This is a genomic window from Sphingomonas sp. ASV193 (assembly GCF_040203355.1).
Classification (GTDB): domain Bacteria; phylum Pseudomonadota; class Alphaproteobacteria; order Sphingomonadales; family Sphingomonadaceae; genus Sphingomicrobium.
Genome location: NZ_JBEHBW010000004.1, coordinates 178,639 through 192,096, shown reverse-complemented (window position 1 = coordinate 192,096; position 13,458 = coordinate 178,639). Strand labels below are relative to the sequence as shown.

Genomic DNA, 13,458 nt, shown 5'->3' with positions numbered 1-13,458 from the left:
ACGGCGGCTGTCGATCCGCCGGACGCGCTAAAGCCGCCCCCGGCATCCCGGCGGCGGCTTTCGCGGGTCGGTGGCTCAGCCCGGATGGTCCCGGCGTCCAGCGTCCTTTAGGACGTTAGCCCTGCCTCGCCTTAAAACGGCGGTTCGTCTTGTTGATGACGTAGGTCCGGCCGCGACGGCGAATCACCCGGCAATCGCGGTGACGCGACTTGAGCGACTTGAGTGAATTGCGAATCTTCATGGCCGAAAACGCCTGCCTTCGTCTGATTGTCTGAATTGGACGGTCCGAAGACCGGCGGTCCCCCTACGGAGCGAGGGCGCGCGAGTCAAGGCACGAAGGAGGGGCAGGAGGGGGTTTGCCGTTCGCGGGCGGCGCGACTATGGCCGCGCCATCCTTGGCCGACGAGTAGGGGCGTCATGAGCATTACCATTTCCAGCGCGTTCGACGCGGGCAACATCCGCGTCACCGGCATCGACGGCGACACCGCCACGCTGGAGATCGTCACCGATCACATGAGCGACTTCTACCAGTGGTTCCACTTCCGCCTCGCCGGCGCGGGCGGGCGCGAGGTGACGCTGAAGATCACCAACTGCGCCGGGTCGGCCTATCCCGATGGCTGGCCCGACTACAAGGCGTGCGTGTCGCTCGACCGCGAGGACTGGACCCGGGTGCAGGACACCCGCTTCGACGGCAAGGTGCTGACGATCAGGCTGGTGCCCGAGACCGACTGCGTGTGGATCGCCTATTTCGCGCCCTATTCGATGGAGCGGCACCACGACCTCGTCTCGACCGTCGCCGCGCTTCCGGGGGTCGACTATCGCTCGCTCGGCAAGTCGCTCGACGGGCAGGACATCGACTGCCTGACGATCGGCGAGGGCAAGCTGACCTGCTGGCTCTACGCCCGCCAGCACCCGGGCGAGACGATGGCCGAATGGTGGATGGAAGGCGCGCTCGAGAAGCTGACCGATCCCGACGACCCGGTCGCGCGCGCGCTGCGCACCGCCTGCACCTTCCACGTCGTTCCCAACATGAACCCCGACGGGTCGCGCCGCGGGCACCTCAGGACCAACGCGGTCGGCGTCAACCTCAACCGCGAATGGCACGCGCCGAGCGCCGACAAGAGCCCCGAAGTGCTGGTCGTGCGCAACCGGATGGACGAAACCGGGGTCGATTTCGCGATGGACGTCCACGGCGACGAGGCGATCCCCGCCAACTTCCTCGCCGGGTTCGAGGGCATCCCCTCGCTGACCGAGCGGCAGTCGCGGCTGTTCGACCTGTTCAGCAAGACGCTCGAGAAGGTCTCGCCCGATTTCCAGACGCGGCAGGGCTACGAGCTCGCCGCGCCCGGGCAGGCGAACATGAGCATGTCGACCACCCAGCTGGCCGAGCGCTACGGCTGCGTGTCGATGACGCTCGAAATGCCGTTCAAGGACAATTTCGACCTGCCGGACCCGGTTTACGGGTGGAGCCCGGAGCGGTCGAAATATCTCGCCGGGGCGTGCCTCGACGCGCTGCACATGATCCTGCCCGAGCTGGAGCGCGCGCGCGCCGACAAGCCGGCGCGCGCGAGCGTCGACGCCTGATGCCGACGCTGATCCTCCTCCGCCACGGCCAGTCGCAGTGGAACCTCGAGAACCGTTTCACCGGCTGGTGGGACGTCGACCTGACCGACACCGGGGTCGCCGAGGCGCGCGCGGCGGGGCGGCTGCTGGCCGACAAGGGGCATGACATCGACCGCTGCTTCACCTCGGTGCTGACGCGGGCGAACAGGACGCTCAACCTCGTGCTCGAGGAAATGAAGCGGCTGTGGCTTCCGGTCGAGAAGAGCTGGCTGCTCAACGAGCGCCACTATGGCGGGCTGACCGGACTCAACAAGCAGGAGACGATCGACAAGGTCGGCGCCGAGCAGGTCAAGATCTGGCGGCGCAGCTTCGACATCCCCCCGCCCCCGCTCGACGCCGACAGCCCCTACCAGCTGGCCGGCGACCGGCGCTACGCGGGGATCGCGATCCCCCAGACCGAGAGCCTGAAGGACACGATCGCGCGGGTGCTGCCCTATTATGAGGCGGCGATCGTCCCGGCGCTGAAGGCGGGCGAGCGGGTGATCGTCGCCGCGCACGGCAATTCGCTCCGCGCGCTGGAAAAGCACCTTTCGGCGATCCCCGACGACGAGATCGTCGAGCTGGAGATCCCGACCGGGCAGCCGATCGTCTACGAGCTCGACGACGCGCTGAAGCCGACCGCGCGCTACTACGCGAGCGAACGCTAAAGGCTCACGCCGCCGACTTTACCCGGTACATCGCCTGGTCGGCGCGGGCGAGGACCGACTGGGGGGTGTCGCCGGGCTCGATCATCGTCGCGCCGATCGCCACCGACAGCGGCATCGGCTTGCCTTCGAACAGGAAGTCGTCCCCCGCGATCGCCTCGATCAGCCGCTCGGCGGTGGCCATCGCGGTCGCCTGGTCGGCATGGTCGAGCAGGACGCAGAACTCATCCCCGCCGAGCCGCGCCACCGTGTCGGTCGCGCGCGTGCCGTCGCGAAGCTGTTCGCAGACATGGACCAGCGCCGCGTCGCCGCCCGAATGGCCGTAGCGGTCGTTGACCTGCTTGAGCCCGTCGAGATCGACGAACAGCACCGCCGCCGGCTCGCCGAAGCGCGCGTGGCGGGCGATCAGCTTGTCGAGCTCGCGCATCATCCCGCGCCGGTTGGCGGCGGGGACCAGCACGTCTTGGCAGGCGAGCGCGTCGAGCTCGCCGACGCGCTGCCGAAGCGCGGCGACCTCCGCCTTGAGCGCGGCGATCTCCTCGAGCAGGGCGCCGGGCGCGCGATCCTCCAAAGCCACGTCGTGCATCGTGATTCTCAACCCCAGGACCGGGGCTATATCCTAAACCTGGATCAATGTTGAGCCGATTCCACGCGCCTGTCCCGGATTGCGCCAGTCCCTGATTGCGCCGGTTCGACGGGGACGCTAGCAACCGCACGCTCTGGCGAGCTTGCGGGAACCGGCGATTGAGCGACATCGGCATCATCATGGGCAGCACCTCCGACTGGGAGACGATGCGCCACGCCGCCGAGACGCTCGACGCGCTCGGTATCGCGCACGAGGTCAAGGTGGTCTCGGCGCACCGCACCCCCAGGCGGCTCTACGACTATGCCGCGGGCGCGGCGGCGCGCGGGCTCAAGCTGATCATCGCCGGCGCGGGCGGCGCGGCGCACCTGCCGGGCATGGCGGCGTCGATGACCGAGCTGCCGGTGCTCGGCGTTCCGGTCGAATCGAAGGCGCTCAAGGGCATGGATAGCCTGCTGTCGATCGTCCAGATGCCCGCCGGAATCCCGGTGGGGACGCTCGCGATCGGCAAGGCGGGGGCGATCAACGCGGCGCTGCTCGGCGCGGCGATGCTGGCGACCCACGACGAGGCGCTGGCCGGGCGGCTCAAGGCGTGGCGCGCGGCGCAGACCGACAGCGTGCCCGAGGCGCCCGAATGATCGAACCGGGCGCGACGATCGGCATCGTCGGGGGCGGCCAGCTCGGGCGGATGCTGGCGATCGCCGCCGCCCAGCTCGGCTATCGCTGCCACGTCTTCGACCCGCACGAGGCGCCCTGCGCGGCCGAGGTCGCCGCAAAGCACACCCGCGCCGCGTTTGACGACCAGGCCGCGCTGAAGGCGTTCGCCGCCGACTGCGCGGTGGTCACCTACGAGTTCGAGAATCTGCCGAGCGCGCCTTTGGGGGTGATCGACGCGGCGATCCGCCCGTCGCGGCGCAGCCTGGAAGTGTCGCAGGACCGCGCCGAGGAAAAGGCTTTCCTCGAGAGCGCTGGGGCGCGGGTCGCGCCGTGGCGGACGGTCGACAGCGCCGCCGACGCGCGCGCCGCCTTCGAAGCGCTGGGCGGACCGGTGCTGCTGAAGACCCGGCGGATGGGCTATGACGGCAAGGGGCAGGCGTGGCTGTCCGCCGCCGACGAGGCCGAGACGGCGCATGAGGCGATCGGCCGCCAGCCGGCGGTGGCCGAGGCGAAGGTCGCGTTCGACGCCGAATTCTCGGTGATCGTCGGGCGCGGGCCCGACGGCGCGACCGCCGCCTTCCCCGTCCCGCGCAACGAGCATCGCGACGGAATCCTGCGCCACAGCATCGTGCCCGCCGGCCCGCTGGTCGCGCCCCACGAGGCCGAGGCGGTGCGGCTCGCCACCGGGATCGCCGCCGCGCTCGACCATGTCGGGGTGATCACCATCGAGTTCTTCGCCTGCGCCGACGGGCCGCTGGTCAACGAGTTCGCCCCGCGCGTCCATAACAGCGGCCACTGGACGATCGAGGGGGCCGAGACCTCGCAGTTCGAACAGCATGTCCGCGCGATCTGCGGACTCCCGCTCGGCCCGACCGGGCTGACCGGCGCGCGAGTGGTGATGGACAACCTCATCGGCCGCGACGTCGAGGCGTGGCCGGCGCTGATCGCCGAACCGGGCGCGCACCTGCACCTCTACGGGAAAGGCGAAGCGCGCGACGGGCGAAAGATGGGGCATGTGACGAGAGTGAGCCGCCGAGCGTAACGCCGCCGACGCGCATCGCACGTCGCGCGTTACGCGAAGAGACGGCGAGCCCCGGCGGAGCGACCCAAGGTTCTGGCGGCGCGAAGCGCCGTTGGAAAGGGAGCGGAGGTCGGCGTGCGCGCAAGCGGCCGAAGCCGCGCCGCGCGACACGACCGACGTCACGGGGATTTACTCCCCGTGACCCGCAGCGCTGCCCAAGAGAGACCTCCCACCGACACAGGCCGTCACGGGAATAAATCCCGTGACGTCGGTCCTGTCGCTTCGCGCAGGCCGGCCGGCTCGGGCCGGCTCTACGCGCAAGCCCGGCGAGGCGCACGCGCCTCTTCGGGCTTGCGCTCGGCGGCCCTCAGCGCGGCTGCTGCACCTCCACATTATACCCCAGCTTGTCGAGCTGCGGCTTGACCGTCTTCGCGTCGCCGACGACGACGAAGGTGAAGCCGGTCGGGCGGATCGCCGCCTTGAACGCGGCATCGGCCTGCGCCGGGGTGAGCGCGCGGAACTTGGGCCCGAACGTCTCGTAATAATTGTCCGGGCGGCCGAACTGGGCGTTGCCGATCATCGCCGACAGCACCGCCGCGCCGGTTTCGAACTGGCCGGGCAGCCCGTCGACGTTGTTCGCCACCGCCTGCGACAGTTCGGCGGCGGTGATCGGGGTGCCGCCGTTCATCCCGTTGAGCTGGCTGACGATCTCCGCAATCGATTCGCCGGTGCGGTCGGCCTGGACCGGGGCGGAGACGAGGTAGGGCACCGCGTTGGCCTGCATCCGAAGGCCGCCGCCCGCCCCGTACGACCAGCTCTTCTGTTCGCGCAGGTCGAGGTTGAGGCGCGAGCTCGCCATCCCGCCGAACACGTCGCTCGCCGCCATCACCGGGATGGTGTCGCCGCGCGGGTCGACCGGGGTCAGCTGCCCGCCGAGGATCACCGACTGGGGCGAGCCCGGCCGGTCGATCAGCACGATCCGCGGCGCCGCCGGTGCGGCGGGCATCGGCCCGAACTGCTTGACCCCGGCGGGGGTCGCGGGCGCCTGCCAATGGCCGAAGGCGGCGTCGAGCAGCGGCAGGATCTTGGCCAGCGGCTCGTCCGACACGACGAACAGCCGCGCCTTGTCGGGCCGGAGCCAGCGGTCCTTGAACGCCATCAGGTCGGCGCGGGTGAAGCCCTTGACCGCCGCCTCGTCGCCGAGCGCCGAGCCGCCGTAGGGGCTCGCCTCGCCATAGAGCAGCGCGGGGAGCGCGCGGCGCGCGATCGAGCCGGGGTCGGTCTTGGCCTGCGCGATCCCGGTCAGCAGCTGGCTCCGCACCCGGTCGATGTCCGACGGGTTGAAGTCGGGCCGCTCGACCAGCGTCCGCACCAGCGCCAGCGACGGGGCGAGGTTGGCGCTCAGCGCCGAAAGCGTCACGGTGGTGTCGTCGGACGAGCCCGCCGCGCCGATCGACGCGCCGAGCCGCTCCTTCGCCTCGGCGATCTGCTGCGACGTCATGCCGCCGGCGCCTTCGTCGAGCAGCGAGACGGTCATGTTCTGGAGGCCGCGGCCGGTCGGCGCGTCGGCGGCGACCCCGGCATCGAACATCAGCGCCATCTGGGTCAGCGGCGCGGCGGTGCGCTGCGCATAATCGACCGCGATCCCGTTCGACAGCCGGACGTGCTGGACCTGCGGGAAGACCAGCGCGGGGGCCGGGCCGGCGGGGGGCATGGTCCGCTTGACCGAGGCGACCGGGATGTCGGCGGCCGCGCTGCGCGGGGCGGCGACCGGCTTGGCCTCGTCGTAGGGCGGGCGCTCGCCCGGCTCCATGACGATGGTCAGCGCGGGGCGGCCCATCCACTTGGCGACCTCGCCGCGCACCTGCGCGGGGGTGGCGGCGGCGTAACGGGCGAGCGAGGCCTTGTAATAATCCGAGCTGCCGGTGAACAGCTTGCCTTCGGCCAGCGTGCCCGCCTGGCCGCTGAACCCGCCGACCTTTTCGAGCGCGCGGATCTGGTCGCCGACCTCGCTGGTCACGGCGCGGCGGACGTCGTCGGCGGTGGGGCCGTTGGCGATGTAGGCGGCGACCACCTCGTCGAGCCGCTTTTCGACCAGCGCGGGGTCGGTGCCCGGCTTCACCGTCGCGCTGACCTCGAGCAGGCTGAGCTTCTGGTGCGGTTCGATCCCGGCGCTGACCGACACGGCGATCTTCTCGTCGCGCACCAGCGTCTTGTCGAGCTTCGAGCTACCGAGCCCGCCGAGCACCGACACGCCGACGTCGAGCGGTTCGAGCTCGTTCGACTGGTAGCCGGGGACCGCCCAATATTTGTGGATGGTGACCGCCGCGACGCGGTCCTTCATCACGATCCGCCTGGCCGCGGGCAGCGTCGGGATCGGGGCGATCACCGGCTTGACCTTCGGCCCGGCGGGAATCGCGCCGAAATATTTGGTCATCAGCGTCCGCGCCTCGGCCGGGGTGATGTCGCCGGCGAGGCTGACCACCGCGTTGTTGGGCGCATAATGGTCGAGGAACCAGCGCTTGACGTCGGCCAGGCTGGCGGCGTCGAGGTCGGCCATCGAGCCGATCGTGGTGTGGTGGAACGGGTGGCCGGCGGGGAAGAGATTCTCCAGCTCGGCATATTCGATCAGCCCGCCGGGCGCATTGTCGCCCTGCCGCTTCTCGTTCTGGACGACCCCGCGCTGCAGGTCGAGCCGTTTCTGGTCGATCGCGGGCAGGAGGTACCCCATGCGGTCGCTTTCCATGAACAGCACTTTTTCAAGCGCGCTCTTGGGTACCGTCTCGAAATAGTTGGTGCGGTCGTACCAGGTGGTGCCGTTCCAGTCGGTCGCGCCGGTCTTCTCGAGCCAGCCGAGGATGTTTTCGCGCAGATTGTCCGACCCGTAAAACATCAGATGCTCGTAGAGGTGGGCGAAGCCGGTCTTGCGCGCGGGCTCGTTGGTCGAGCCGACCCCGTACCATACGCTGAACGCGACGACCGGCGCCTTATGGTCCTCGTGGACCAGAACGGTGAGGCCGTTGGGCAGCTTGAACTCGGTATGCGGCAGCGCGACCGAGCGGGCGAGCGAGGACAGCGGCGCGGGCGGCTGGTCGAGGCTCGCGACCGCGGCCGGTTGCGGCGCGGCGGCGATCGCGGCGACGGGGGTCAGCAGGCTCGCCGACAGCAGGAGCATCAAGGTACGCTTGGTCATGGAAATAGTCCCTCCGATCGCCGGGGAGACTAGGCCGCGCGTTGCGCGATGCAATTCCCTTCGTCGAGCCCGACCCCGCTCCTGCGGAAAACAGCCGGGGCGGACGGAATTCAGCCGGGGAGCGCGTCGCCGATCTTGCGCCTGACGCTCCGGTCCTCGGGGAAGCGGCGGTAGCGCGCCTCGACCAGGCTGAACGCGCCGAACAGCGCCAGCCCGATCGCGACCGGGACGAACAGCGTGGGATGACGCCCGATCGCGGCGAACCCCTGCCGCCAGTCGCGCAGGTGCTGGCCGCCCAGCCCGAAGCGAAGGATCGACCAGCCGACGACCAGGAACACCGCCCCGCGCGCGGCGTGGCCGGCGCGGCCCAGCCAGCAGGCCCAGCCGGGCGTATCGTCCTGCATGCAGCGCATGAAGCGCGCGGTCACCGCGGTCGCGAACTGGCCGATCGCCGCGCCGATCACCACCAGCCCGAGCGCGATCATCGCCAGCCCGCCCCCCGGCGCGGCGCGGACGTCGTGCGCGGTCGCGGTCGAACTGGGAGTGGCAGCGGTTCCGTCGAGCAACAGCTGCAGCGCGAACCAGGCGAGCGCGAGATAGCCGAGCGCGCCGATCGCGCGGCCGAGCCGCTGCAGCCGCGGCCGGACGCCGTCGCCGCGATGGTCGAGGTCGAACGCCGCCTCGACCAGCCGGAACAGCCCGATCCCGACCAGTCCGACGATCGCCACCGCCAGGATCACCCCGCCGAGCGGCAGGTCGCGCATCGCCTCGACCACGCCGTCGGGCGAAATCGCGCGGCGGGTGACGAGCGCGACCAGCCCGAGCGCGACCCACACCACCCCGCGCACGACGTGGCCGAGGCGAAACCAGCTTTTGAGCGACACTTTCTCCACCCCGGGCAGACGCCGCGCGCCCGCCAACGGTTCCCCCAGATGACAGCCGCCCCCCACCCTGCTAGCGCCCGCCGCAAATGACCGAGCTTCGTAGAATCCGCAATTTCAGCATCATTGCCCACATCGATCATGGGAAGTCGACGCTGGCCGACCGGTTGATCCAGCGGACCGGCGGGCTGTCCGAGCGCGAGATGACGCATGGGCAGGTGCTCGACAACATGGAGATCGAGCAGGAGCGCGGGATCACCATCAAGGCGCAGACGGTGCGGCTGGAATGGCCCGATTCCAACGGCGACGTCTACGAGCTAAACCTGATGGACACGCCGGGCCACGTCGACTTCGCCTATGAAGTGTCGCGCTCGCTCGCGGCGTGCGAGGGGGCGCTGCTGGTGGTCGACGCGGCGCAGGGGGTCGAGGCGCAGACGCTGGCCAACGTCTACCAGTCGATCGAGCACGACCACGAGATCGTGCCGGTGATCAACAAGATCGACCTGCCCGCCGCCGAACCCGAAAAGGTGCGCGCGGAAATCGAGGACATCATCGGGCTCGACGCGAGCGAGGCGGTGCTGGCGAGCGCCAAGTCGGGCATCGGCATCGACGAGATCCTGCAGGCGATCATCGACAAGATCCCGCCGCCCAAGGGCGACCGCGACGCGCCGCTGAAGGCGATGCTGGTCGATTCATGGTACGACCCCTACCTCGGCGTGGTCATCCTCGTCCGCGTGATCGACGGGGCGATCCGCAAGGGCCAGCAGGTCAAGTTCATGCAGGCGGGCACCCAGCACCTGGTCGACCGGGTCGGCTGCTTCACGCCCAAGCGGGTCGAGCTGCCCGAACTGGGGCCGGGCGAAATCGGCTTCATCACCGCGCAGATCAAGGAAGTCAGCCAGACCGCGGTCGGCGACACGATCACCGACGTCAAGCGCCCCGCCGCCGAGGCGCTGCCCGGCTTCAAGGAAGTGCAGCCGGTGGTGTTCTGCGGGCTGTTCCCGGTCGACGCCGCCGATTACGAGAAGCTGCGCGACAGCCTGTACAAGCTGCGGCTGAACGACGCGTCCTTTTCGTTCGAGGTCGAGACGAGCGCGGCGCTGGGGTTCGGGTTCCGCTGCGGATTCCTGGGGCTGCTCCACCTCGAGATCATCCAGGAGCGGCTGACGCGCGAATATGACCTCGACCTCATCACCACCGCGCCGAGCGTGGTGTACCGGATGCACCTGGGGCACACGAAGAACGAGGATGCGAAGACGATCGAGCTTCACAACCCGGCCGACATGCCCGACCCCAACCGCATCCAGAGCATCGAGGAGCCGTGGATCGCGGCGACCATCTATACCCCCGACGAATATCTCGGCGGCATCCTCAAGCTGTGCCAGGACCGGCGCGGGATCCAGACGCAGCTGACGTACGTGGGCGACCGCGCGCAGGTGAAGTACGAGCTGCCGCTCAACGAGGTGGTGTTCGACTTCTACGACCGGCTGAAGAGCATTTCGAAGGGCTATGCCAGCTTCGACTATGAGCAGATCGGCTATCGCGAGGGCGACCTCGTCAAGATGAGCATCCTGGTCAACGAGGAGCCGGTCGACGCGCTCAGCATGATCGTCCACCGCGGCACCGCCGAGGCGCGCGGGCGCGGGATGTGCGAGCGGCTGAAGGAGCTGATCCCGAGGCACCTGTTCAAGATCCCGATCCAGGCGGCGATCGGCGGCAAGGTCATCGCGAGAGAAACGATCAGCGCGATGCGCAAGGACGTCACCGCGAAGTGCTACGGCGGCGACGCGACGCGGAAGCGGAAGCTGCTGGAGAAGCAGAAGAAGGGCAAAGCCCGGATGCGCGAATACGGCAACGTGTCGATCCCGCAGGAGGCGTTCATCGCTGCGCTGCGGATGGGTGAAGAATAGCCGAGCCTAAGCGAGCGATTGCGCCAGCAATCGTGAGCTTAGGCGAAGAGACTATGCCGACCCGGCCGGCGGGTGGCCGAAGGCCAGCCCGTTCGACGTCACGGATTTACTCCGTGACGGCTAAATCTCGTCGAAAAACTCATCGATGATTGTCACTTCCTCGACCATCTCTACACGAACTCCCAGACGATTGTCCTTCAATAGAAGACACAAGGTCTGCCCATCGATCAGATCGATTGCCGGTGCACCGTCGCGCGTCGCTTCCTTCCGCGCGTCAGGAGTAAACGTGCCAGTGGTGATAATAAGGCCCTTGTCGGCTCTACCTTGCATGGCGCCGCGGAAGTCCCGGACCGTGCTTGAGCCTACCGATCCTTGGTATCGCTTGCACTGGAAAAGGACATGGAAAGAGACAAGGTTTACGCGAACAACGCCCTTCCCATCTATCCCGCCGTCGCCAGATTTGCCGGTTACCTCGACCTGCGTAAACCCAGCCTTGCGGAGAAGACGCTGACAAAGCCTCTCAAAGGCGTACGGCTCTATTGATTGAACCTTTGCGAGAAGCGTATCCGTCCAAGCGGCATCATCGGGCACGTTTGCATCCTCGACGAAGACTGGCTTCTCGGATTTCTTCTCTGCCTTTTTCTCCTGATATCGCTTGTTATATTCCTTCATGGCCGATTTCACGGCCTCCCGAATCGCTGCTTCTCCGGCGCCAAGCTTTTCTCGCCCTCTGTCGGTGAGAACCCAAAGCCCGCGCCCTTCGCTTTCAACCATCCCGCCTTCGCGCAGGTAAGATCGGGCCCAGCTGATTTTGTCCGGCACCATCAAGGCGCCGCTCTTGTCGTAGCGAGTCTCCAGATCGGCAGTCGTCAATTGCTTGAGTTCAATGACGCGGTTGTCGATCTCCTCAACTTGTCCGGACCCACCGAGTTCATCCAGTGCCCGCAAAACCGGCAGATAGAAATCATCTTTGCGAAGGTCCTTGATGCTCATCGGTCGGTGCCCTTTTCGCCAGCTCCGGGGTCGAAACTGTCCGTCCAAGAATGGTGCAGCCGCGCGAGAAGATCGTCCAATTCCCTTGCGCGTTTGCTTTTTCGGAAGCCCAGTTCTGCACGAAGCGCCTTCAAATCGCTGAGATCTCCGACCTTCTTCACGTGCGCTTCCATCTCATCGATCGAATAATGATAGAAAGGCCGTCCGGCCACGCCACCGCTTCGCTTCACAACAAATTTCCCTGCTTACCCGCGCTGCCATCTTCGCGCTTCGCGCGCTTGACGCTGGCCGGGTCGACGAAGGGGATGTCGGGCTTCTTGCCCTGGAACAGTTCGGCCAGCGTGATGATCTGTAGGCGGGGGTAGGTGCGGCCCCATTCATCCTCGAAGCGACCGACGGCGGCGGCTTCGGTTTCCATCGGGCGGGTCGGGAGAGCGGCGCAGACGAAGACGCCGATGGGCGCTTTCTCGCGCTCCATCGCGCTGTGGAGGTCGCGTAATTTTGACGTCGACCTTCCCGCCGCCCTTGACCGAGACGAGCGCCTTTTCGGTGCGCTTGCCGTCGGGCTTGAAATAGATGATGCCGTCGATGCCGCCGTCGGCCCCCTTCTTTTTTCCGCCGAAGGGGAGCGCATCGACCATCGACACCGCCCACCACTGGAACTGGTATTTGTCGCGTTCGGCGAGGTCCTGCGCACTGGCAAGGTCCTTGGGCGTGCCTTCGACGGTGAACTGGATGTCGGGATAGCGATCCTTCAGGCGCTTTTCGATCAGCGAAATGGCGAGGTGGGTGACGTCGATCCCGATCCACTGTCGACCCAACTTTTGTGCGGCATCGACCGCCGTGCCACAACCACAGAAGGGGTCGAGCACGATATCCCCCTCGTTGGAGGAGGCGGCGATGATGCGTTCGAGGAGTGCGACTGGCTTTTGCGTGGGGTATCCCAAGCTCTCGTTGCCAACTGCGGGCGGAATGTCTTCCCAATTATTCTGAAGGGGAACGCCTGGCATTTCGTCCAAGAAACGCTTGTATTCTGGCATGCCACTCGATGCATAGGCGAGACGATCCTCGCTCGCGAACTTTCGCATGTTGGCTTTAGAGTAAGCCCAAAACCGACGATTGTATGGTGGGACTTGCTTATATTCCCATCCATCAAGGGGCTTCTTAAACTCGTCGTCTAGGTCGGCTTCCCAAGTACTTCCCAAAAGTCGCTTAACTGGCCAAAGATAGCTTACATCCCCACCCGGCTTCGCGGCCGTGAGATTGTCTCGGCGATATCGGCGCCCATTGTCATCGATCAGCCGGTATGCTGAATTTTTGTAGGCATCATCGTAGTCCGTGTAGAGCCAATTCCACGTCCACTCCGACGATTTGCTGTAGAAAAATATTGTATCTCGAATGTTGCCGTACTGCGTACGACCTTGCTTGGCGTCGTTGTGCGCAGAGGATCGTTTCCAACTTATCTCAGTGCGATAACCGACGGGTCCAAACACCCCATCCAACAACAGCTTCAGATAATGCGACGCCGTCGGATCGCAGTGAAGATAGAGACTCCCCGTCGGCTTCAGCACCCGATGCAATTCGATCAGGCGGATCGCCATCATCGCCAGATAGGCCATCATGTCGTTCTCGCCGAGGAAGCCGCGCATGGCGCGGAGCAGTTCGGCGGCGGCGGTGTTGCCGCTGCGGATCACCTGATCGAAGGCGTCCTCGGCATGGTCGTTCCAGTGCCAGGTATCCTCGAACGCCTCGATCTGTGCGTCCGAACCGTCACCGGTCTTCGACTTGAACAGGATGTTGTAGTTGGCGTTCGAATTGAACGGCGGGTCGAGGTAGATGAGGTCGACGCTCTCGTCCGCGATATGGTCGCGCAGCACGTTTAGATTGTCGCCGTAGAACAGCTTGTTCACGCATTCCCCCACACTCGGCAAGCACACGATGCCGAAGGCGTGA

13 protein-coding genes are annotated in these 13,458 nt (G+C 66.9%); 5 read left to right on the top strand and 8 right to left on the bottom strand.

Annotated features, from left to right (window positions below):
* Window positions 1-115: 115 nt before the first annotated feature.
* Window positions 116-241 (bottom strand): type B 50S ribosomal protein L36, encoded by a 126-nt coding sequence (ykgO, locus tag ABDK56_RS09360; protein WP_006833921.1) that lies wholly within the window; start codon window positions 239-241, stop codon window positions 116-118.
* Window positions 242-417: 176 nt separating this feature from the next.
* Here ykgO and ABDK56_RS09355 point away from each other — a divergent pair, with 176 nt between their 5' ends.
* Both ABDK56_RS09355 and gpmA read left to right on the top strand, forming a co-directional pair.
* Window positions 418-1,584: a M14 family metallopeptidase gene (locus tag ABDK56_RS09355; RefSeq protein WP_349807993.1), complete on the top strand. Its 1,167-nt coding sequence runs from the start codon at window positions 418-420 to the stop codon at window positions 1,582-1,584.
* A complete protein-coding gene (gene gpmA, locus ABDK56_RS09350; protein ID WP_349807992.1) occupies window positions 1,584-2,270 on the top strand; it encodes a 2,3-diphosphoglycerate-dependent phosphoglycerate mutase in 687 nt (228 codons plus the stop codon). Before ABDK56_RS09355 ends, gpmA begins: the two co-directional genes overlap by 1 nt.
* A gap of 4 nt (window positions 2,271-2,274) precedes the next feature.
* Here the strand turns inward: gpmA and ABDK56_RS09345 are convergent, their stop codons facing one another.
* Window positions 2,275-2,853 (bottom strand): GGDEF domain-containing protein, encoded by a 579-nt coding sequence (locus ABDK56_RS09345; RefSeq protein WP_349807991.1) that lies wholly within the window; start codon window positions 2,851-2,853, stop codon window positions 2,275-2,277.
* A gap of 179 nt (window positions 2,854-3,032) precedes the next feature.
* Here ABDK56_RS09345 and purE point away from each other — a divergent pair, with 179 nt between their 5' ends.
* Window positions 3,033-3,488 (top strand): 5-(carboxyamino)imidazole ribonucleotide mutase, encoded by a 456-nt coding sequence (gene purE / locus ABDK56_RS09340; protein ID WP_349808144.1) that lies wholly within the window; start codon window positions 3,033-3,035, stop codon window positions 3,486-3,488.
* A complete protein-coding gene (locus tag ABDK56_RS09335; protein ID WP_349807990.1) occupies window positions 3,485-4,549 on the top strand; it encodes a 5-(carboxyamino)imidazole ribonucleotide synthase in 1,065 nt (354 codons plus the stop codon). Before purE ends, ABDK56_RS09335 begins: the two co-directional genes overlap by 4 nt.
* Window positions 4,550-4,895: 346 nt before the next feature.
* On the opposite strand, the gene ABDK56_RS09330 is transcribed toward ABDK56_RS09335, so the two are convergent.
* Both ABDK56_RS09330 and ABDK56_RS09325 read right to left on the bottom strand, forming a co-directional pair.
* Window positions 4,896-7,721 carry a M16 family metallopeptidase gene (locus ABDK56_RS09330; protein WP_349807989.1) on the bottom strand — a complete coding sequence of 942 codons (2,826 nt, stop codon included), beginning with the start codon at window positions 7,719-7,721 and terminating at the stop codon, window positions 4,896-4,898.
* 110 nt (window positions 7,722-7,831) lie between these two features.
* On the bottom strand, window positions 7,832-8,605 hold the full coding sequence (locus tag ABDK56_RS09325) for a DUF1206 domain-containing protein (protein ID WP_349807988.1): 774 nt from the start codon (window positions 8,603-8,605) through the stop codon (window positions 7,832-7,834).
* A gap of 86 nt (window positions 8,606-8,691) precedes the next feature.
* Here ABDK56_RS09325 and lepA point away from each other — a divergent pair, with 86 nt between their 5' ends.
* Window positions 8,692-10,512 carry a translation elongation factor 4 gene (gene lepA / locus ABDK56_RS09320; RefSeq protein ID WP_349807987.1) on the top strand — a complete coding sequence of 607 codons (1,821 nt, stop codon included), beginning with the start codon at window positions 8,692-8,694 and terminating at the stop codon, window positions 10,510-10,512.
* Between the two features lie 120 nt (window positions 10,513-10,632).
* Here the strand turns inward: lepA and ABDK56_RS09315 are convergent, their stop codons facing one another.
* Genes ABDK56_RS09315 through ABDK56_RS09300 form a run of 4 tightly spaced genes read right to left on the bottom strand, consistent with a single transcriptional unit; the run spans window position 10,633 to window position 13,415 of the window.
* Entirely contained in the window at window positions 10,633-11,505 is an 873-nt protein-coding gene (locus ABDK56_RS09315) for a restriction endonuclease (protein WP_349807986.1), read from the bottom strand.
* Window positions 11,502-11,735, bottom strand: coding sequence for a hypothetical protein (locus ABDK56_RS09310; RefSeq protein ID WP_349807985.1), 234 nt, complete (start codon window positions 11,733-11,735; stop codon window positions 11,502-11,504). The genes ABDK56_RS09315 and ABDK56_RS09310 overlap by 4 nt, the downstream gene beginning before the upstream one ends.
* Window positions 11,732-11,923, bottom strand: coding sequence for a hypothetical protein (locus tag ABDK56_RS09305; RefSeq protein WP_349807984.1), 192 nt, complete (start codon window positions 11,921-11,923; stop codon window positions 11,732-11,734). Before ABDK56_RS09305 ends, ABDK56_RS09310 begins: the two co-directional genes overlap by 4 nt.
* Window positions 11,883-13,415 (bottom strand): site-specific DNA-methyltransferase, encoded by a 1,533-nt coding sequence (locus ABDK56_RS09300; RefSeq protein ID WP_349807983.1) that lies wholly within the window; start codon window positions 13,413-13,415, stop codon window positions 11,883-11,885. Before ABDK56_RS09300 ends, ABDK56_RS09305 begins: the two co-directional genes overlap by 41 nt.
* Window positions 13,416-13,458 lie beyond the last annotated feature (43 nt).

What these genes read in the sequence shown, in the direction of transcription:
- ykgO (WP_006833921.1), bottom strand. Translation starts at nt 241, where the DNA reads ATGAAGATTCGCAATTCACTCAAGTCGCTCAAGTCGCGTCACCGCGAT.
- ABDK56_RS09355 (WP_349807993.1), top strand. Translation starts at nt 418, where the DNA reads ATGAGCATTACCATTTCCAGCGCGTTCGACGCGGGCAACATCCGCGTC.
- gpmA (WP_349807992.1), top strand. Translation starts at nt 1,584, where the DNA reads ATGCCGACGCTGATCCTCCTCCGCCACGGCCAGTCGCAGTGGAACCTC.
- ABDK56_RS09345 (WP_349807991.1), bottom strand. Translation starts at nt 2,853, where the DNA reads ATGCACGACGTGGCTTTGGAGGATCGCGCGCCCGGCGCCCTGCTCGAG.
- purE (WP_349808144.1), top strand. Translation starts at nt 3,033, where the DNA reads ATGGGCAGCACCTCCGACTGGGAGACGATGCGCCACGCCGCCGAGACG.
- ABDK56_RS09335 (WP_349807990.1), top strand. Translation starts at nt 3,485, where the DNA reads ATGATCGAACCGGGCGCGACGATCGGCATCGTCGGGGGCGGCCAGCTC.
- ABDK56_RS09330 (WP_349807989.1), bottom strand. Translation starts at nt 7,721, where the DNA reads ATGACCAAGCGTACCTTGATGCTCCTGCTGTCGGCGAGCCTGCTGACC.
- lepA (WP_349807987.1), top strand. Translation starts at nt 8,692, where the DNA reads ATGACCGAGCTTCGTAGAATCCGCAATTTCAGCATCATTGCCCACATC.
- ABDK56_RS09315 (WP_349807986.1), bottom strand. Translation starts at nt 11,505, where the DNA reads ATGAGCATCAAGGACCTTCGCAAAGATGATTTCTATCTGCCGGTTTTG.
- ABDK56_RS09305 (WP_349807984.1), bottom strand. Translation starts at nt 11,923, where the DNA reads ATGGAAACCGAAGCCGCCGCCGTCGGTCGCTTCGAGGATGAATGGGGC.